Raw genomic sequence first — 17,279 nt, 5'->3', positions numbered from 1 at the left:
CCAGGGCGGGCGAGCCGGCCGCAGCCGGCGTCATGGCCGATCAGGCGGGTTCGATGAGCAGCTGCTCGAGCGCCGCGATCGCACTGAGTTCGAGACCCGACGTGAGGAGGTACTCGCGCACCGAACCGTGCTCGCGTTCGACGAGCTCGATGACGTCGTCGAGCGCCTCGCGCGGGCTGCCGCCCAAGAGCGTGCGCAGCGCGGGCGAGTCGGACACCCCGTAGCCCGCCATTCGCGCGATCATGCCGTCGAGCCACTCGCCGGCGAGATTCGCCTCGGTCGAGGCGTAGTCGGCCACGACGGACTCCCGATCGACGCCGACCGCGAGCAGCGCGAGGGCGATGACGATGCCCGTGCGATCCTTGCCCGCGGTGCAGTGCACGACGACGGCACGGTCGCCGGCGGTCGAGATCTCGCGCAGCGCATCGACCACGACGGAGGTGTGCTGGGTCACGATGCGCTCGTAGAGCGCTTCGAGCGAGATGCCCGCCATGCCCTGAGACGCACCAGAGCCCTCGAAGACGGGCAGCCGCAGCACCTCGACGTCGAGGTCGCCGAGGTCGTCGGGCATGCCCGCGACCTCCCGCTCGTCGCGCAGATCGATGACGATGCCGACGCCGAGGTCGCGGAGCCGCTCCTGGCCGGCCTCGCCGAGACGGGCGAGGCCGTCGGACCGGTAGAGCACCCCGTCGCGGACGGTGCCGGTCGCTGCCGGCAGCCCGCCGACATCGCGGAAGTTGTAGGTGCCGGGAACCGGAATGCGCGTCGAGGTCTCCATCGTGCCGAGCCTACACGCGCTCGCCGGGCCGGACCCGGGCTCGGATCACGAGCGCGGCGGACGGCTCAGTCGCCGAGGTTCTTCCGGCTCGCCATGGCGCGATCGGCCTCGCGCTTGTCCTGGCGCTCGCGCAGCGCATGGCGCTTGTCGTACTCGCGCTTGCCCTTCGCGACCGCGATCTCGACCTTCGCGCGCCCTCCCGAGAAGTAGATCTGCAGGGGCACGAGGGTGTAGCCGCCCTGGCTCGTGCGGTGGCTGATCTTCACGATCTCCTGCTTGTGCAGCAGGAGCTTGCGCTTGCGACGCGGCGCGTGGTTGTTCCACGTGCCCTCGGTGTACTCGGGGATGTGCACGGCATCGAGCCACATCTCGCCGCCCTCGATGAAGGCGTAGCCGTCGACGAGCGACGCACGCCCTTCGCGGAGCGACTTCACCTCGGTGCCGGTGAGCACGAGGCCGGCCTCGTAGGTGTCCTCGATCGTGTAGTCGTGGCGCGCCTTGCGGTTGGTCGCCACGACCTTCTGACCGGTCTCCCTGGGCACGAGCGACTCCTTGCATCGAATAGCGGATGCCCCGGGGCATCCGGAGCAGCCGTTCAGTCTAGCTGCTGACTGCCGGGCGTGTCGAAACCCGGCCGATCAGACCTTCAGGTACCTCGTGATCGCGATGCCGGCCGAGACCGCGGCGAGCACGACGCCGACGAGGATCAGGAGCGGCACCACGAGCAGCGCGTCCGAGAGGTCGACGAATGTGAACGAGAGGTTGTCGGCGAGGTAGCCCTGCACGAAGAAGACCACGATCGCCACCACGGCGCCGCCTGCCAGCAGGGATCCGATGAGTCCGGCGAACACCCCCTCGAGGATGAAGGGTGTCTGGATGAACCGGTTCGAGGCGCCGACGAGCCGCATGATGCCGAGCTCTCGCCGTCGCGAGAAGGCCGAGAGCCTGATCGTCGTCGCGATGAGCAGCGCCGCGGCGACGAGCATGATGGCGGCGACCGTGATCGCGGTGTAGCTCGCCGCGTTCAGCACGTCGAAGATCTGGTCGAGATAGCGGCGTTGGTCGACGACGCCCTCGACGCCCGCCATGCCCGCGAAGCTCTCGACGAGCACCGCCGCCTGCGACGGGTCGACGAGGTTCACCCAGAACGTCTCGTTGAGCACCTCGGGCGTCACGTAGTCGGCGGCGGGGGTGCCCTTGAACTGCTCCTGGAAGTTCGCGAACGCCTGATCGTGGTCTTCGAAGTAGAACTCGTCGATGTACTTCGAGAGTGTGTCGGAGGAGAGCTGCTCCTCGATCGCCGCCTTCTGCTCCTCGGTCGCCTCGCCGTCGGTGCATCCGGCGGTCGTCGACACGCTCGTGCAGAGGTAGACGGCGACCTGCGCCCGGTCGTACCAGTAGTTCTTCATCTGGCCGATCTGCAGCTGCAGCAGTGCCGCGGTGCCGACGAAGGTCAGCGAGATGAACGTGACGAGCACGACGGAGACCACCATCGAGGCGTTGCGGCGAAGGCCGTTCGCAGCCTCGCCGAGTACGAGTCCGAGCCTCATTTCGTGGGCCCCACTTCCTGGTCGTCGTCGCCTTCCCGGGGGCCTCCCGGGGCCCGGAGTCCGAGGCGTTCGGCGAGCGTCAGGTGTTCGGATGCCGCAGCGCCGCCGGTCGTCTTGGGCTTCAGCTGCTCGGGGTCGACCTGGATCGTGCCCGTCGCGGCCGCCGTGATCTCGGCGGCGGCATCGGTCACGGCGTCGGTCGCCTCGGGCTCGACGTAGAGCGGTTCGGCATCGCGCATGACCTCGGGGGTGACCTTCGGCGCGGCCGCGGTGACGACCGGTGCCGCGGCGGGCGTCTCGGAATCATCGGGCTCGCTCGCAGACTCGGGCTCGCCTGACGCGCCGGACTCGTCCGGCTTGCCGGGCTCGCGGTGAGGCACGACCTCGACGTCGCGCACGGTCTGCCCGTCGTAACCGGCGCTGCGCTCGTCGCGCACGATGTCGCCGGCAGACAGCTCGATGACCCGCCGGCGCATCTGGTCGACGATGCCGGCCTCGTGCGTGGCCATGACGACCGTAGTGCCGATCGCGTTGATGCGCTCGAGCAGGGTCATGATGCCGGCACTCGTCACGGGGTCGAGGTTGCCGGTCGGTTCGTCGGCGAGCAGGATCTGCGGCTTGTTCACGATCGCCCTCGCGATCGCGACGCGCTGCTGCTCACCACCCGAGAGCTCGTGCGGCATCCGCTTGCCCTTGCCGTCGAGTCCGACGAGCTTCAGCGTCTCGGGCACCGCCGACTGCACGTAGCCCCGCGACTTGCCGATGACGCGCAGCGTGAACGCGACGTTCTCGTACACCGACTTGTTCGGCAGCAGCCGGAAGTCCTGGAAGACGACGCCGAGGTCGCGCCGGAAGTAGGGCACCTTGCGCGTCGAGATCGAGCCGAGGTCCTGACCGAGCACGTGGATGGCGCCCTTCGACGGCTTCTCCTCTTTGAGGATGAGCCGGAGGAAGCTCGACTTGCCGGAGCCGGAGGCTCCGACGAGGAAGACGAACTCCCCGCGGAGGATCTCGACCCCGATGTCGTTGAGGGCGGGCCTCGCCTGGCCGGGGTAGGTCTTGGTGACGGAGTCGAAGCGGATCATCGGAATCGAGCCTAAGGAAGGAGCAGGCGAAAGTGGGCAGCGACACCGGGAATCCGGGTCGCCGCCCACGGGAATCGGGACGACCGGCTCGAGATGCCGGCGAACCCGACCATCGGGACGACCGGCTCTAGATGCCGGCGAACCCGACGATCAGGTAGAGCACGAGCGACGCAGCCGCCGCGATGCCCGCGTACGGCAGGATCGCCGTCATCAGGTTGAGCGGCTTGATGCCGGTCGACCGCGACGCGAGGATGATGCCGTCGCCGTAGAGGCAGGTGGTCGAGCCGAGCGCAGCACCCGAGAACACCGCGGCGCCCGCGATGATCGGGTTCACGTCCATCGCGAAGGCCAGCGGGATCACGATCGGCGTGATGACGGCGGCGAGATCCCAGAACGAGCCGGTCGCGTAGGCGTAGACGCCGCAGACGAGGAAGACCATCGCGGGCAGCAGCGCCCCGTTCATGACCGGCTGGGTGGTCTCGATCACCCAGTCGGCGAGGTGCAGGTCGATGTTCATGTGCTGCACCATGAAGGCGAGCGCGGTGAGCACGATGACGAAGATCATGCTCGCGACGCCGTCGAACGCGGCCTCGAACACGGCCTTGACCTTCAGGCGCCGCTGCACGAGGTACATGACCATCGCCACGAGGAGCGCGGCGACCGTGCCCTTCACCACGTTGACGTCGGTGAGGATTGTCACGGCGATCATGACCGCGATCGGCACGAGGAAGTTCCACGGGCGCGGCTTCGCGTACTCGGGGGCGCGGGTCGCGACGGCCGTCGCCGTGGCGGTCGGGGCGGGCGCCGTCGCGACGGCGCGCTCCGCGTCGTCGCCCGACACGGCGAACTCGCCGACCTCGGCGTTCACGGGCAGCCCGCCCTCGGCCTCGCGCTCCTCGGCGGTGGTGCCGACGGGGAACACGTCGCCCGTGGCATCCGCTCGTGCGATGTCCTTCTTCAGGGCGCCGAGCTTCGGGAACCAGCCGATCGCGACGAGCGCGGCGATCGCGATCGCGATCCAGCCGAAGAAGATGAACGGGATGGCCTGGAGGTACGCGCCGAAGCCCGAGCCGTTGGCCGTGACGCCCTGGGCCTCGAGGAGGCCGGCGAAGAACAGCGCCCACGTCGAGAACGGCACGATGACGGCGATCGGCGCCGCCGTCATCTTCATGATCGTGCCCAGCTCGGTGCGCGGCACGTGGTAGCGGTCGGTGACGGCCTTCATCGAGGTGCCGACGGTGAGCACGTTCAGGTAGTCGTCGACGAAGAGCACGATGCCGAGCAGGAAACTCAGCACGGTGGACTTGCGCCGCGAGTTCACGAAGCGCTCGGCCCACGCGGCGAACTCCCGCACGGCGCCCGAGCGCTCGAAGAGCGTGATCAGGATGCCGAAGAGCACGACGATGAGCACGAGCCACTGCAGGGTCTCGTCGGCCATGGCGGTGCCGAGGTAGCCGATCCAGGAGTCGAAGAACTCCCAGCCGCCGAGCAGCACTGCTCCGGCGAGGGTGCCGCAGAGCATCGCGAAGAGCGTGCGCCGCGTGAGCACGGCCACGACGAGGATGATGACGACGGGGAGGAGCGCGAGCGCGCCGACGTCTTGCATGGTTGCCTCTGATTCGAAAGGGGTCAGGCGGCGGATGCCGCGAACACGGGTTGCCCGTCGACGATCGTCGTCAGCACGGGGAGGTGCAGCAGTTCGTCCGCGTCGACGTCGAGCGGGCTGTCGGCCCAGACGACGAGGTCGGCGCGGTATCCCGGCGCGATGACGCCGAGATCGCGGTCGCCCTGGGCCTCTGCGGCCCAGACGGTGTAGCCCTGTAGGGCTTCGTACGGCGTGAGCACCTGGTCGGGCTCGAACACCGGGGCGTCGTGGTTGCCGGGTTCACGGCGGAGCCGCGCCCAGGCGAGCCCGATGCGCGCATCGGTCTGCGCGACGGGCCAGTCGGAGCCGAGCGCCACCGGGGCTCCGGCGTCGATCATGTCGCGCACCCGCCAGCCGAGGGCGGCGCGCTCGGGACCGAGGCGCTCGGCCCAGAAGTCGGAGCCGTCGGCCTTGCGCCACTGCATGTGCAGCGGCTGCACCGATGCGGTGATGCCGGCATTGGCCATGCGGCGGAGGTCGCGGTCGGCGAGGAGTTCGAGGTGCTCGATGCGGTGGGCGGCGGTGCCGTTCGAGTGCACGCCGGCGGCGAGGTAGGCGTCGATGGTCTCGCCGATCGCGCGGTCGCCGATCGCGTGGGTGGCGATCTGGAATCCGGCCTCCGCGTAGCGGTGCACGACGCGTTCGAACTCGTCGGCGTCGGCCCAGAACGAGGTGCCGCCGTCGCCGTGGGTGTCGGGTTCGTAGAGCCAGCCGGTGCCCGTGTCGATCACGCCATCGGCGAAGAGCTTGACGAGCCCGCCGCGCCAGCGCTTGCCGCTGCGGTCGCGCTGCGCGAGGTAGTGGCGCGTGCGCTCCTCGTCGTAGCCGGGGTTGTGCGCCATCGCCGAGACGATGCGCACGGGCAGGCCGCTCGGCGCCTCGGGGTCGGCGGATGCCCCGCCGTCGAGCTCGTCGAGCAGGTCGAGGTTCGCGGGGTTGCCGTCCATGATGCATCCGCCGGTGATGCCCGACGCCGCGAGGCCGCCGAGGATGTCGCGCACCCGATCGAGCGTCTCTGCACGCGTGTACTCGGGGGCGGTGCGCAGCACGATGTCGAACGCCGAGTCCTCGCGGAGGCATCCGGTCGGCCGGCCGGCGTCGTCGACGACGATCTCCGAGGTGTCGCCGAAGCGACGTGCACCCGTGATGCCCGAGCGGCGCAGCGCCTCGGTGTTGGCGAGTGCGGTGTGCCCGTCGAAGAAGAGCAGGAACGCCGGGGCGCCGTCGGTGGCTCCGTCGATCGCGGCGGCGGTCATCGACAGGCTCGTGAAGAGGTCGTAGTCGAGGTTCCAGCCGCGTACCCAGCCGCCGGCCGTGCCGTCGGCGACGCGCGCGGTCTCGTCGGCGAGCACGCGCAGGAACGTCTCGGGGTCGCGTGCTCCCCCGAAGTCGATGCCCACGGCGAGCTCGATGCCCTGGATGGGGTGCATGTGGGCGTCGATGAGGCCCGGCGTGACGGATGCCCCGGCGAGGTCTTCGACGACGGTGCGCGGGCCGCGGTAGTCGACGAGGTCGGCGGCGTCGCCGACCGCGAGGATGCGGCCGGCCCGGATCGCGACGGCGGATGCCTCGGGCTGGCGCGGGTTCATCGTGATCACGCGCGCTCCGATGAGGATGGTGTCCGCGACGACCCGCTGCATGTGTGTGCCCGCTTTCCCGTCCGCCTTCGTCGGCGGCCAAATTTAATGTGGTTAAATTCGGGCACACGCTACTCCCGAATACGCTCATCGACAAATCCCTCGCGTCGCCCACCTCGAAGGAGCCCTGTGAGTCCCACCCCGGCCAAGCGCAGCGCGGGCCGTCCGCGCACGCCGGTGCTGAGCGCCGAGCAGATCGTCGATGCCGCGTTCGCCCTCTCCCGCACCGCCGGACCCGACGGCTTCACGATGGCGGCGCTCGCCCGTTCGCTCTCGGTGCATCCCCCGGCGCTCTACCACTACTTCGGCGGCAAGGCCGATGTCGTGCGCGCGATGCGCGGCCGCGTCGCCGAACTGCTCGACGTGTCGGGGTTCGACACCCCCGAGATGACGCTCGCCGACGCGGTGCTGCGCTGGGCGCACTCCTACCGTTCGGCGTTCGCCACCCATCCCGCGGCCATCGCGCTGCTCGCGACCACGGCGATCGACGGCCAGGAGCGGTCGGTCGCGAACTACGAGTCGATCACGCGGCGGTTCGTGGCCGAGGGCTGGCCGGTCGGCGGCGCGGTCGACGCGATCGTCGCCCTCGAGTCGTTCATCATCGGCTCGGCGCTCGACACGCTCGCACCGGCCGACATCATGTCGCCGGGCGCTGCAGCGCCCCTCGCGCCGAACTTCAGCCGTGCCGAAGCACTGCGGAGCGTGAAGGCCGCGGCACAGGGCGTGCAGCCGGCCGACCGCTCGTTCGACCTCGGACTCGCAGCCCTCATCGGCGGCCTGCCCGCGGCGCTCGCCGCAGCGGTCGAGGCCGAACGCGTCTGACGGCGCCCGAACCCGCGACTCAGCCGACCGGGGCCGGAGGCATCCGCTTCGGTCGGGTGTCTACTCGGTGGGGCGCTTGCGCCACTTGATGCCGGCGGAGATGAAGCCGTCGATGTCGCCGTCGAAGACGTGGCTCGGATTGCCGACCTCGTACTCGGTGCGGAGGTCTTTCACCATCTGGTACGGCGCGAGCACGTAGGAGCGCATCTGGTCGCCCCAGCTCGCGGTGATGTTGCCAGCGAGCTCCTTCTTCTGCGCCGCCTCCTGCTCCTTCTGGATGAGGAGGAGCCGCGATTGCAGCACGCGCATGGCGGCGGCACGGTTCTGGATCTGCGACTTCTCGTTCTGCATCGAGACGACCGTGCCGGTCGGGAGGTGCGTGATGCGCACGGCGGAGTCGGTCGTGTTGACCGACTGGCCGCCGGGGCCGCTCGAGCGGAAGACGTCGACGCGGATGTCGTTCTCGGGGATCTCGACCTCCTGCGCCTCCTCCATGAGCGGGATGACCTCGACGGCCGCGAAGCTCGTCTGGCGCTTGCCCGCCGCACCGAAGGGGCTCATGCGCACGAGTCGGTGCGTGCCGGCCTCGACGCTCAGCGTGCCGAAGGCGTAGGGCGCGTCGATCTCGAACGTCGCCGACTTGATGCCCGCCTCTTCGGCGTAGCTCGTGTCCATGACGGTCGCCTTGTAGCCGTGCTTCTCAGCCCAGCGCAGGTACATGCGCATGAGCATCTCGGCGAAATCGGCGGCGTCGACGCCGCCGGCACCCGCGCGGATGGTGATGACCGCGGGGCGGTCGTCCCATTCGCCGTCGAGCAGCGTCTGCACCTCGAGGTCGCCGATCGCCTTCTGCAACGACTCGAGCTCGGTGCGGGCCTCTGCGGCGCTGTCTTCGTCGCCCATCTCGTTGGCGAGCTCGATGAGCACCTCGAGGTCGTCGAGTCGCGAGTCGATGCTCGTGACGCGGGCGAGCTCCGACTGACGGTGGCTGAGCGCGCTGGTCACCTTCTGCGCGTTCGCGGTGTCGTCCCAGAGATCGGGCACGCCGGCCGCTTCTGAGAGCCGTTCGATGTCGGCTTTGATGGCGTCGACGTCGACGACTGCGCGGATGTCGCTGAAGGTGGATCGCAGCGCGGCGATCTCCTGCGAGAGGTCAAGATCCAACATGGCGTCCCCAGCCTACGCGAGTCCCCTGCCCGCATGGTGCACCGTCCGCGCGGGTGTAGCGTCGAATCGATGACCGATTCCACGCCCCGATTCTCCTGGCGCTCGATCATCCTCCCGGTCTACCTGCCGACCCTCGTCTTCTCGCTCGGCGAGGGCGCGATGATCCCCATCGTGCCGCTCGTGGCGACCGAGCGCGGTGCCTCGCTCGCCCTCGCCGGCCTCATCGCCGCGATGCTCATGGTCGGCGAGCTCGCCGGCGACCTGCCTGCCGGATGGCTCGTCGCCCGCATCGGCGAACGCAACGCGATGATCGGGGCGGCGATGCTCGCCGTCATCGGCGTGCTCATCGCCATCGTCTCCCCCACGCTGCCCGCACTCGCCATCGGCGTCTTCCTCCTCGGGCTCGCGACTGCCGTGTTCGGGCTCGCCCGGCATGCGTTCCTCACGAGCTATGTGCCGGTGCGCACTCGAGCGCGGGCGCTCTCGACGCTCGGCGGCGTGTTCCGAGCGGGCTGGGCCGTCGGCCCCTTCGTCGCGGCGGCGATCATCGCGTCGACCGGGTCGAGCGAGTCCGTCTTCTGGGTGCTCGTCGGGGCGTGCTTCGCCGTGATCGGCGTGCTCGTGCTGCTGCCCGACCCCGAACGCGTGTTCGGTGCGGCGAGGCTCGCGCGTGAGGCATCCGCCGCTTCAGCCGCGACGGCGACGGATGCCTCGGGCGCCCCGCTCACCGCGGGCGAGGCCGAGGCGGCGGCGGAGTCGTCGCCGAGCGTGTTCCGCGCGATCCGCGAGAACCGCGGGGTGCTCGCCCGCATCGGCACGGGGGTGGGGCTGCTCGCCGCGGTGCGCGTCAGCCGCACGGTCGTGCTGCCGCTCTGGTCGGTCTCGATCGGCATGCCCGCCGAGCAGGCCGCCCTCGTGATCGGCATCTCGGGCACGATCGACTTCGCACTCTTCTATGCGAGCGGCCAGATCATGGACCGGTTCGGGCGGCTCTGGAGTGCGATCCCGGGCCTCCTCGGCATGGCCGTCGGGCACATCGCGCTCGCCTTCACCCACGACCTGCCGTCGAACGCGCTCTGGTTCACGGTCATCGCCGTCTGGCTCGGGCTCGCGAACGGCGTCACGAGCGGCATCATCATGACCCTCGGCGCCGATCTCGCGCCGAAGCAGAACCCCGCGCCGTTCCTCGGCGCGTTCCGCATGATCGGCGACACCGGCGGCGCCGGGGCACCGCTCATGATCGCGGCCGTGACGTCGATCGCGTCGATCATGGCGGCGAACGTCGCCGTCGGCGTGCTCGGACTGGTCGGCGCGGCGATGCTGTGGCGCTGGATTCCCCGTTACGTGCCGCATCGGCGGCGCTGAGGGGCCGACTCAGCTGATGGCTGGAGTTTCCTCGTGCTGTGGGGTGGGGCTCCGGCCTCAGCCCGTGGGCGTGCCGTACGAGAGCACGACGAGGATCAGCTGGAACAGGAACACGAAGCCGCCGACGGCCACGGCGCCGATCCACAGCCAGCCGGCCACCAGCGTCGGGTCGTTCTTCACCTCGCGCCGGCCGCGGAGCCCGAGCACCACGGCGAGCGCCGACAACGGCAGCGAGGCGAGCGCCGGGGTCAGCAGCGCGAGCGCGGCGAGCACGACCGCGATGATCGCGATCCAGGCGTAGCGACGACCGTCGGCCCGCCCCGACCCGCTGCCGGCACCGCGGCCCGAACCCCAGGTCATCGCCCGTTGACCTTCTCGATCGCCATGACGAGGATGACCCGGTCGGCCTTGTCGGCCGGCGCCTGCTCGTTCGGGTTGCCGTAGCGCTTGCCGAGCCGCACGTACATCGCGCCCTCGGGGTCGGGCAGCGCCTCGACGAGTCGGCCGCGCACCTCGACGTACTTGAGCGGGTTCTCGGGGTCGGTCATCTCGAGCGTCATGCGCGGGTCGGCCTGGAGGTTCTTGAACTTCGCGCGCTTCGAGGTGTGCGTGAAGCGGATCGTCTGCGTCTCGGGGTCGAACTCGAACCACATGGGGTTCACCTGCACCTCGCCGTTCGGCCGCACGGTGCCGAGGTGCGCGAACACGGGCGCGGAGAGGATGCGGGCGAAGTGGTCTGAGATCTCGACGGTCATGCCTCCAGTCAATCGCACGCCGCCGGTTCGGCGGAACTCATGGGGCGACAACGTGACCGGAGTGTCAGCCTCGTGCCGGGAGCGCGCGCAACGCGATGGCTTGGCTCGTGGCGAACAGCGCGATGTCGATGGAGACGGCCAGCACTGCGACGACGATCAGCACGGATGCCGCAGCTGCCGAGACGAGGCCGACCGCGAGTGAGGCGAGCACGTTGGCGATCCCGACCAGGCCGAGCGCTCGTCGCAGGGGCAATCGGGAGAGCATCCACAGCACGCCGCCGGCCCAGACCACCACCGCGACGCCTGCCGCAGCGATCACCAGCGTGGGCAGCGCGACCCCCTGGGCGATCCACCCGGCACCCAGCGCCACGGCCGCTCCGAGCACGGCGCAGTACGCGGCATCGAGGCGCAGGCTCCACCGACCGAACCGTTCACCGTTGATCCGTCGCATCCTCACCCTCTCGCTGCTCACGCCTAGTGGAACACAGAACGCGCCGTCGCCGTCACCTCGATCGGCACCGAGACCGGCAGCAACTCGGTGTGGATGGGTGCGTACCAGACCGCGCGCATGGTGACCGTGGCGCTCTGACCATCGGCGGATGTCGCGCGCACGAGTTCGACGTCGTGCAACTCGTGCACCGCGTCGGCGAGGTAGGAGGTCGCTGCATCACCGACCTCGGCGTCGTCGAGCTCGAGCGAGAGGTGGTCGCCCTCGACCTGCACGTCGTCGAGACTCCAGGCCTCGGCCGCGGCGAGCGCGGTGCCGTCGGCGAGAGTGAAGAGTCGCTTTCGTTCCAGGTAGAGCGAGGTCGCGGACACGACGACCATGATGAGCGAGAGCCCGAGCACGCAGTAGAAGATCGTCAGCAGCAGGGTCGAGCCCTGCTCGTCGCGGTCTCGGTCGCAGTCGACGTCGGAGTCGACGTCTGCGTGGCACGAGCGACTGCGGCGCATCACGGGCCGCTCCCGGCGCCGAAGCGCGAGACCGTCTGCGTCGCGCTCGCTTCGAGCGGCACGCTCGCCGCCTGATGGAGCGCGAGCACGTCGGGAACGAGCGGCAGGGTCACGCTCGCGGTGACCGACACCCGCACACGTTCACCGGGAGCGAGACAGTCGCCTGACGGCGCGCACGACACCGAGACGGATGCCGCGTCGACGTCGATCCCGTAGTCATCGAGGGCGACGAATACGGCACGCTGCACCGCGGCATCCGCTGCCCCCGCATCGACCGCCTGCACGGCGACCCTCGCGGCCTGGCGGGCTGCCCCCTCGACGGCCAGGGCGCCGCCCTGGATCGCCGCCATCGCGATCACGAGATAGACGAGCGGCACGAGCAGGATCATGCCGACCGTCAGGAACTCGAGCGAGGCCGAGCCCTCGTCACTCGAGAGTCTCGAGCGCAGCATGCCCGGTCACCTCCAGCACCCGATCGAGGCCGAGGAGCCCGACCACGGGCAGCGGTGCCCGCACGGTCACCGACACCATGGCGATTCCGTCGACGGTGCTGGTGCCGGCTTCGACGTCATCGGCGTAGTCGGGCGAGACGGCGACGCCGATGAGCTCGCGTGTGCGCGCGATGCCCGCCTCCTCGCTCGATCCTGCGAGCGCGGCATGGCGTGCGCCCTCCGCCGCGGCATCGAGCACCGTGTTGCGCACGTGGAGCGCGAGTGCGAGCTGCACGACGGCCAGTGCGAGCACGGTCAGCAGGACGCCGACGAGCGTGAACTCCGCGACGGCCGAACCGCGTTCCTCTCGCGCGAGGAGACCGAGCAGTGTTCGTCCGTTCAGACGCCGAGCACTCGGCTGATCGCCTGATCGAACACGCCGGACAGCGCCGGACCGGCGAGGCCCCAGATCACGATCACCAGCCCTGCCGTCATGAGCGTGATCAGCACCCAGCCGGGCACGTCGCCGCGTTCGTCCTCGAACCGCCGCTTCACCAGGTCGCGCATGTGTATTCCTTTCGTCGGAGCACGGAGCCGTGCAGTCGGTGCGGTCGCGAGCCATCAGAAGCCCGCCTGGAGCACGAGGTATCCGGGGAACAGGGCGAAGGCGATCGTCACCGGAAGGATCAGGAAGATGAGCGGCACGAGCATCGCGACCTCCTTGCGGCCGGCCTGCTCGATGATCGTCCGCTTGGCCTCTTCCCGCGCGTCGCCGGCCTGAGACCGGAGGACGGAAGACAGCGGGGCGCCTCGCTCGAGTGCGCCGAGCACCTGATCGAGCGCTCGCGACAGCGCGGGGTGGTCGAGGTCGTCGCGGAGTCGGACGAGCGCTTGCCCGAGCGGCACGCCGGTGCCGACGGAGGCGACGGTCGCCGCGAACTCCGTCGGCAGCACGCCGGCCCCGTTGCCGAGACGCGCGACGCGGCGGATCGCGTCAAGCATGCCCTCGCCGGCGGTGAGGCTCAGCGTGAGGAACTCCAGCACCGTGGGCAGCTCGGCCGAGATGCGCGCGAGTCGGCGGCGAGCGGCACGCTGCAGCACCCAGTCGCGCACGATGACGCCGAGCGCCGCGGCGAGGAACGGCATGGCGATGCGCGCGATCACGGGGAGTGCGCTGAACGACGGCGCGAGGATCGCCATCGTCGCGCCGATCGCGAAAGCACCGGCGCCCCAGGCGAGTTGCTCGCCCCGGAACCGCTCGACCGATGCCGTCGACCCGGCCTGACGCAGGCGTCGTGCGATCGTGTCGGCTCCGCCGAGCCACTCGGAGGCGATGGTGCGCACGGCGCGGATGATCGGTCTCGTGAAGAGGCCGAGCACCGGTGTCGGATCGGCCGGGCGATGCGCGAGCAACGAGCGAGCTTCGCCCGAGATGTCGGCGACGTACGGAGCGACGCGTTCGATGAGCTTCGGGCGGCCGATGCGCGGCACTGTCGACACGACGAGCCAGAGTCCGAGCCCGAGCACCGCGCCGCACAACAGGCCCAGCGCCGGCACGCTGTTCAGTGGAACCATCGGCGCTCCTCGGGAAGGCGGCCCAGCGCGACCATCGCCTGATAGGCCACGATCGTCACCACGACGCCGGCGATGATCAGCGCGGCACCGGCAGCGGAGTCGTAGGCCACGATGGCCTCAGGGCGGGATGCCAGGACCACGAGCAACAGCCATGGCGCCGCGACGCCGAGGCGAGCGGCGTTTCGGATCCACGACTGTCGCGCGACGACCTCTGCACGAAGCGCCGCGTCTTCACGCAGGTATCCCGAGAGCCCGCGCAGCACCGCGGTCACGTCGCTGCCACCGACCTCCCTCGCCATGCGCAACGTCTCGAGGATGCGGTCGGCGACGGGATCGGCCAGCGTGCCCTTCAATCGGTCGAGACACGCGCCGAAGTTGCCCGTGCGTCGGTACTCGTCGTCGAACACCGCGAATGCGGCCCTCGTCGACGACGGTCCGAGCTCGGCCAGCGCACCGATGCTGTCGGGCAACGACATGCCGGCGCGCACGGACGACACGAGATGGTCGACCACGTCGGGCCAGACCGCACGATTGGATGCGCGCCGGCGGGTGGCTCGGGCCCGGATGACGAGCGGCACGAGTGCAGCACCCAGCGCGGTCGCCACGATCGTGAGCACGGGCACGAGGAAGACCGCGTGGGCGATGGCGCCGGCGAGGAGCGCGAGGAGCGCCGCGACGATCACGATCACCGCGATCGGCACGCCGGCGAGACCCGCGAGCGCGAGTTCATCGGCAACTCGACTCGATGTCGCGCGGCCGCGGCCGGGCTCGGCCTTCGCCGGCCAGAGGAGCGGCGAGAGGGCGAGCAGCACGCCGAGCCCGAGCAGGGCGCCGAAGACGAGTGCGCTGCTCATCGTGCCGCCGCCGCGAGCACGATGTCGGGGTCGAGGCCCGCGGCCCGGTACTTCTCGAGTCGTCGCGGAGCTGCGCCCGTCGAGACCAGTGCGCCGTCGCGGGTGACGAAGAGCGCCTCGGCGTCGACGGATGCCCCGGTGCATCCACCTGTCGGTGCCGCGATCTCGGCAACGCGTCGGTGACCGTGGCGATCGATCGCAAGGTGCACGACGAGATCGATGCAGCTGGCGACCGTGGGCACGACGAACGCGGAGTCGATGTTGCGACCCGCGAGCAGTGGCAGGGTGCACAGCTTCGCGAGTGCGTCGCGCGCCGAATTGGCATGGATCGTGCACATGCCGGGAAGCCCCGAGTTGAGGGCGATGAGCAGGTCGAGGCTCTCCGCCTCGCGCACCTCGCCGACGATGAGGCGGTCGGGCCGCATACGGAGCGCCTCCTTGATGAGGCGTCGCAAGGTGATCTCTCCGGTGCCCTCGAGGCTCGGCTGACGGCACTGCAGGGCGACCAGGTCGCGCACGTCGAGGTCGAGTTCGAAGGTCTCCTCGACCGTGACCACGCGATCGCCCGAGCGTGCGCCCGAGATGAGCGCATTCAACATCGTCGTCTTGCCGGTGTGGGTGGCGCCCGACACGAGGATGTTGGCCCCGGCGAGCACGCTCATTCGCAGGAATTCGGAGGCGTGCGGCGTGAGCGAACCGAGTTCGACGAGCGCGGCGAGCGACTTGATGCGGCGTTGGAACTTGCGGATGTTGACCGACCAGTGCGCCCGAGCCACATCGGGAATCGCCACGTGCAGTCGCGAACCGTCGGGCAGGGTGGCATCGACGAACGGCGACGAGAGGTCGACGCGTCGACCCGAGTGCTGCAGCATCCGCTCGACGAGCTCTCGCACCTCGCGATCCGACAGCACGACGGTCGTGAGCTCCGCGACGCCGTGTCGCGCGACGAACACCTTCGTCGGTGCGTTGATCCAGATCTCCTCGACCGCCGGGTCTTCGAAGAACGGCTGCAGCGGCCCGTACCCGGTGATCGAAGCCAGGACCTCACGCGTCGTGCCGAGCTCGTCGCCGAGCTGGGCATGCGCCCCCGAGAGCGCACGCTCGCTGTAGCGCCGCACCTCTTCATGCGTGTACCGGGCCGCCGCCGAGTCGTCGCGCGCGAGATCGACGCCGTCGCGCAGCACTCGCGTGCGCACCCGGTCGGCGATGGTGCGCACGGGATCGGTCATGCGCACCATCATGCGATGCAGCGGATGCCTCGCCCCGAAGTTATCCACAAGCCGGCGTGCGCACCGCTGCTGGGCGCAGCGCCGGCGCGTCCACGGGCCGCCGGCCCGTCAGTAGAATCGGCTCACTCGAAGCGGAGGCAGCATGAGCATTTCACTCGACTCGGATGTCGCGCGCGCGGCCATCGCGAAGCGCGATCTCGTCGTCGATCTCGCCCGTGTCGCGTGCGTGCTGCTCGTCGTGGTCATCCACCTGCTCATGATCGGAGTCGGCATCGGAGCCGACGGGGCGATCATCGCGTCGCGCCCGCTCGAGGCCCAGCCGTGGTTCGCCGCCGCGACCTGGGCGGGGCAGATCATGCCCCTGTTCTTCGCGCTCGGCGGGTTCACCGCCCTCACGGCATGGCGCAGCCTCGAGCGACGCGGCGGCGACCAGGTCGACTTCGTGCGGGGCCGCGTGCTGCGGCTCGCCCGACCGGCGCTGCCGCTCTTCCTGTTCTTCTCGGTCGCCCTCGGCGCCGCGACCCTCGCCGGTGTCGATGCCGCACTGCTCGACACGGTCGCCACGGGCGTCGGCAGCCCGCTCTGGTTCCTCGGCGCGTTCCTGCTCGCGCAGTCGTTCGCCCCCATGATGGTGCGGCTGCACGAGGTCGCACCCGCCCGAACCATGCTCGTGCTCTTCGCGGGCGCCGTGGCGGTCGATGCCGCGCGCATCGCGACCGGCATCGACGAGATCGGGCTCGCGAACCTCGTCTTCGTCTGGTTCTTCGTGCAGCAGCTCGGGTTCTGGTACTCCGACGGATGGTTCAGGGCTCGTCGCCCCTGGCAGCTGCTCGGGTTCGTCGTGCTCGCCTTCGCAGTGCTCGGCGGTCTCGTGGCGGCGGGCTGGTACTCCCCCGACATGCTCGTCAACCTCAACCCGCCGACCGTGCCGCTCGCGCTGCTGGGCATCGCCCAGGTGAGCCTGCTCACCCTCGTGCACCGCCCGCTCGCCGCCCTCATGCGAGGCAAGCGCATGCAGGCGGGCGTGTTCTTCCTCGGCGCCCGCGCCATGACGATCTACCTCTGGCACCTGCCGGTGATCATCGCGGTGGCCGGCATCGCCCTGCTCGTTCCGCCCCTGTCGCCGGCCCCGGGCAGCCCCGCCTGGTGGGCGACGCGACTGCTCGTGTTCGTCGTCGTACTCGCCCTCGTGCTGCTCGTCTCGATGCCGCTCTCGCGGTTCGAGACCGCATCGACGGCCATCCCCGAGGGCCTCCGGCGTCCGGATGCCGCGGCGACGTGGACCGCGATGGCGCTCACCCTGCTCCCGGCGTTCGCCGTCATGCAGTTCTTCCTCGACCTGCCGATCGCCCTGATGGGCGCGGTTTGGCTCGCGATCGCCCTCTGGCTGCTCCGAAGCCGGCGCCCGCAGAACGCCTAGACTGATCGGGCA

Annotated in this window: 20 protein-coding genes; 3 read left to right on the top strand and 17 right to left on the bottom strand. The window is 70.1% G+C overall.

All coding sequences use genetic code 11. The features are described 5' to 3' along the window. Positions 1-40 precede the first annotated feature (40 nt). The 6 genes from BUR99_RS01655 to BUR99_RS01630 all read right to left on the bottom strand — a co-directional run bounded on the left by BUR99_RS01655 (position 41) and on the right by BUR99_RS01630 (position 6,698). Entirely contained in the window at positions 41-778 is a 738-nt protein-coding gene (locus tag BUR99_RS01655; RefSeq protein WP_074258642.1) for a tyrosine-protein phosphatase, read from the bottom strand. 65 nt (positions 779-843) lie between these two features. Beyond that, positions 844-1,320, bottom strand: coding sequence for an SsrA-binding protein SmpB (gene smpB, locus BUR99_RS01650; protein WP_056655819.1), 477 nt, complete (start codon positions 1,318-1,320; stop codon positions 844-846). A 96-nt stretch (positions 1,321-1,416) separates the two neighbouring features. After that, positions 1,417-2,328 (bottom strand): permease-like cell division protein FtsX, encoded by a 912-nt coding sequence (gene ftsX, locus BUR99_RS01645; protein WP_074258641.1) that lies wholly within the window; start codon positions 2,326-2,328, stop codon positions 1,417-1,419. Continuing rightward, on the bottom strand, positions 2,325-3,413 hold the full coding sequence (gene ftsE, locus BUR99_RS01640) for a cell division ATP-binding protein FtsE (RefSeq protein ID WP_074258640.1): 1,089 nt from the start codon (positions 3,411-3,413) through the stop codon (positions 2,325-2,327). The genes ftsX and ftsE overlap by 4 nt, the downstream gene beginning before the upstream one ends. A 127-nt stretch (positions 3,414-3,540) precedes the next feature. After that, positions 3,541-5,019, bottom strand: a complete 1,479-nt coding sequence (locus tag BUR99_RS01635) for a Na+/H+ antiporter NhaC family protein (RefSeq protein ID WP_074258639.1) — start codon at positions 5,017-5,019, stop codon at positions 3,541-3,543. Between the two features lie 23 nt (positions 5,020-5,042). After that, the gene (locus BUR99_RS01630) at positions 5,043-6,698 is read right to left on the bottom strand and encodes an amidohydrolase (protein WP_074258638.1); all 1,656 of its coding nucleotides are present in this window, start codon (positions 6,696-6,698) and stop codon (positions 5,043-5,045) included. Positions 6,699-6,824: 126 nt separating this feature from the next. Between BUR99_RS01630 and BUR99_RS01625 the strand changes: the two genes are divergently transcribed. Next, a complete protein-coding gene (locus BUR99_RS01625) occupies positions 6,825-7,517 on the top strand; it encodes a TetR/AcrR family transcriptional regulator (RefSeq protein ID WP_074258637.1) in 693 nt (230 codons plus the stop codon). A 60-nt stretch (positions 7,518-7,577) separates the two neighbouring features. Here the strand turns inward: BUR99_RS01625 and prfB are convergent, their stop codons facing one another. Then, the gene (gene prfB / locus BUR99_RS01620) at positions 7,578-8,684 is read right to left on the bottom strand and encodes a peptide chain release factor 2 (protein WP_074258636.1); all 1,107 of its coding nucleotides are present in this window, start codon (positions 8,682-8,684) and stop codon (positions 7,578-7,580) included. A 69-nt stretch (positions 8,685-8,753) separates the two neighbouring features. On the opposite strand from prfB, the gene BUR99_RS01615 reads away from it, so the two are divergent. Beyond that, the gene (locus tag BUR99_RS01615) at positions 8,754-10,049 is read left to right on the top strand and encodes an MFS transporter (protein WP_074258635.1); all 1,296 of its coding nucleotides are present in this window, start codon (positions 8,754-8,756) and stop codon (positions 10,047-10,049) included. 57 nt (positions 10,050-10,106) lie between these two features. Here BUR99_RS01615 and BUR99_RS01610 read toward each other — a convergent pair whose 3' ends face one another. The 10 genes from BUR99_RS01610 to BUR99_RS01570 all read right to left on the bottom strand — a co-directional run bounded on the left by BUR99_RS01610 (position 10,107) and on the right by BUR99_RS01570 (position 15,847). Beyond that, positions 10,107-10,409 (bottom strand): hypothetical protein, encoded by a 303-nt coding sequence (locus tag BUR99_RS01610; protein WP_074258634.1) that lies wholly within the window; start codon positions 10,407-10,409, stop codon positions 10,107-10,109. Then, positions 10,406-10,804 carry a PPOX class F420-dependent oxidoreductase gene (locus BUR99_RS01605; RefSeq protein ID WP_074258633.1) on the bottom strand — a complete coding sequence of 133 codons (399 nt, stop codon included), beginning with the start codon at positions 10,802-10,804 and terminating at the stop codon, positions 10,406-10,408. The genes BUR99_RS01610 and BUR99_RS01605 overlap by 4 nt, the downstream gene beginning before the upstream one ends. Positions 10,805-10,868: 64 nt before the next feature. After that, complete coding sequence (locus tag BUR99_RS01600) at positions 10,869-11,255, bottom strand: hypothetical protein (RefSeq protein ID WP_143231338.1); 387 nt, start codon at positions 11,253-11,255, stop codon at positions 10,869-10,871. A 23-nt stretch (positions 11,256-11,278) separates the two neighbouring features. Then, positions 11,279-11,758 carry a Tad domain-containing protein gene (locus tag BUR99_RS01595; protein ID WP_074259407.1) on the bottom strand — a complete coding sequence of 160 codons (480 nt, stop codon included), beginning with the start codon at positions 11,756-11,758 and terminating at the stop codon, positions 11,279-11,281. Then, positions 11,758-12,210: a hypothetical protein gene (locus tag BUR99_RS01590; RefSeq protein ID WP_074258631.1), complete on the bottom strand. Its 453-nt coding sequence runs from the start codon at positions 12,208-12,210 to the stop codon at positions 11,758-11,760. The genes BUR99_RS01595 and BUR99_RS01590 overlap by 1 nt, the downstream gene beginning before the upstream one ends. Beyond that, on the bottom strand, positions 12,185-12,577 hold the full coding sequence (locus BUR99_RS19765) for a TadE/TadG family type IV pilus assembly protein (RefSeq protein ID WP_074259406.1): 393 nt from the start codon (positions 12,575-12,577) through the stop codon (positions 12,185-12,187). Before BUR99_RS19765 ends, BUR99_RS01590 begins: the two co-directional genes overlap by 26 nt. A gap of 11 nt (positions 12,578-12,588) precedes the next feature. Further along, positions 12,589-12,756 (bottom strand): hypothetical protein, encoded by a 168-nt coding sequence (locus BUR99_RS20365; protein ID WP_200802646.1) that lies wholly within the window; start codon positions 12,754-12,756, stop codon positions 12,589-12,591. A 54-nt stretch (positions 12,757-12,810) separates the two neighbouring features. Further along, positions 12,811-13,764 carry a type II secretion system F family protein gene (locus tag BUR99_RS01580; protein WP_074258630.1) on the bottom strand — a complete coding sequence of 318 codons (954 nt, stop codon included), beginning with the start codon at positions 13,762-13,764 and terminating at the stop codon, positions 12,811-12,813. After that, positions 13,752-14,618 (bottom strand): type II secretion system F family protein, encoded by an 867-nt coding sequence (locus tag BUR99_RS01575; RefSeq protein WP_074258629.1) that lies wholly within the window; start codon positions 14,616-14,618, stop codon positions 13,752-13,754. Before BUR99_RS01575 ends, BUR99_RS01580 begins: the two co-directional genes overlap by 13 nt. Next, on the bottom strand, positions 14,615-15,847 hold the full coding sequence (locus tag BUR99_RS01570) for a TadA family conjugal transfer-associated ATPase (RefSeq protein WP_234980707.1): 1,233 nt from the start codon (positions 15,845-15,847) through the stop codon (positions 14,615-14,617). The genes BUR99_RS01575 and BUR99_RS01570 overlap by 4 nt, the downstream gene beginning before the upstream one ends. A gap of 142 nt (positions 15,848-15,989) precedes the next feature. On the opposite strand from BUR99_RS01570, the gene BUR99_RS01565 reads away from it, so the two are divergent. Continuing rightward, the gene (locus BUR99_RS01565) at positions 15,990-17,267 is read left to right on the top strand and encodes an acyltransferase family protein (RefSeq protein WP_074258627.1); all 1,278 of its coding nucleotides are present in this window, start codon (positions 15,990-15,992) and stop codon (positions 17,265-17,267) included. Positions 17,268-17,279: the final 12 nt, after the last annotated feature.

The organism is Agromyces cerinus subsp. cerinus (assembly GCF_900142065.1).
Lineage (GTDB): Bacteria > Actinomycetota > Actinomycetes > Actinomycetales > Microbacteriaceae > Agromyces > Agromyces cerinus.
This window is presented reverse-complemented; position numbering and strand designations above follow the sequence as displayed.

What these genes read in the sequence shown, in the direction of transcription:
- BUR99_RS01655 (WP_074258642.1), bottom strand. Translation starts at nt 778, where the DNA reads ATGGAGACCTCGACGCGCATTCCGGTTCCCGGCACCTACAACTTCCGC.
- ftsX (WP_074258641.1), bottom strand. Translation starts at nt 2,328, where the DNA reads ATGAGGCTCGGACTCGTACTCGGCGAGGCTGCGAACGGCCTTCGCCGC.
- ftsE (WP_074258640.1), bottom strand. Translation starts at nt 3,413, where the DNA reads ATGATCCGCTTCGACTCCGTCACCAAGACCTACCCCGGCCAGGCGAGG.
- BUR99_RS01635 (WP_074258639.1), bottom strand. Translation starts at nt 5,019, where the DNA reads ATGCAAGACGTCGGCGCGCTCGCGCTCCTCCCCGTCGTCATCATCCTC.
- BUR99_RS01630 (WP_074258638.1), bottom strand. Translation starts at nt 6,698, where the DNA reads ATGCAGCGGGTCGTCGCGGACACCATCCTCATCGGAGCGCGCGTGATC.
- prfB (WP_074258636.1), bottom strand. Translation starts at nt 8,684, where the DNA reads ATGTTGGATCTTGACCTCTCGCAGGAGATCGCCGCGCTGCGATCCACC.
- BUR99_RS01615 (WP_074258635.1), top strand. Translation starts at nt 8,754, where the DNA reads ATGACCGATTCCACGCCCCGATTCTCCTGGCGCTCGATCATCCTCCCG.
- BUR99_RS01610 (WP_074258634.1), bottom strand. Translation starts at nt 10,409, where the DNA reads ATGACCTGGGGTTCGGGCCGCGGTGCCGGCAGCGGGTCGGGGCGGGCC.
- BUR99_RS01605 (WP_074258633.1), bottom strand. Translation starts at nt 10,804, where the DNA reads ATGACCGTCGAGATCTCAGACCACTTCGCCCGCATCCTCTCCGCGCCC.
- BUR99_RS01600 (WP_143231338.1), bottom strand. Translation starts at nt 11,255, where the DNA reads ATGCGACGGATCAACGGTGAACGGTTCGGTCGGTGGAGCCTGCGCCTC.
- BUR99_RS01595 (WP_074259407.1), bottom strand. Translation starts at nt 11,758, where the DNA reads ATGCGCCGCAGTCGCTCGTGCCACGCAGACGTCGACTCCGACGTCGAC.
- BUR99_RS01590 (WP_074258631.1), bottom strand. Translation starts at nt 12,210, where the DNA reads ATGCTGCGCTCGAGACTCTCGAGTGACGAGGGCTCGGCCTCGCTCGAG.
- BUR99_RS20365 (WP_200802646.1), bottom strand. Translation starts at nt 12,756, where the DNA reads ATGCGCGACCTGGTGAAGCGGCGGTTCGAGGACGAACGCGGCGACGTG.
- BUR99_RS01580 (WP_074258630.1), bottom strand. Translation starts at nt 13,764, where the DNA reads ATGGTTCCACTGAACAGCGTGCCGGCGCTGGGCCTGTTGTGCGGCGCG.
- BUR99_RS01575 (WP_074258629.1), bottom strand. Translation starts at nt 14,618, where the DNA reads ATGAGCAGCGCACTCGTCTTCGGCGCCCTGCTCGGGCTCGGCGTGCTG.
- BUR99_RS01570 (WP_234980707.1), bottom strand. Translation starts at nt 15,847, where the DNA reads ATGACCGATCCCGTGCGCACCATCGCCGACCGGGTGCGCACGCGAGTG.
- BUR99_RS01565 (WP_074258627.1), top strand. Translation starts at nt 15,990, where the DNA reads ATGAGCATTTCACTCGACTCGGATGTCGCGCGCGCGGCCATCGCGAAG.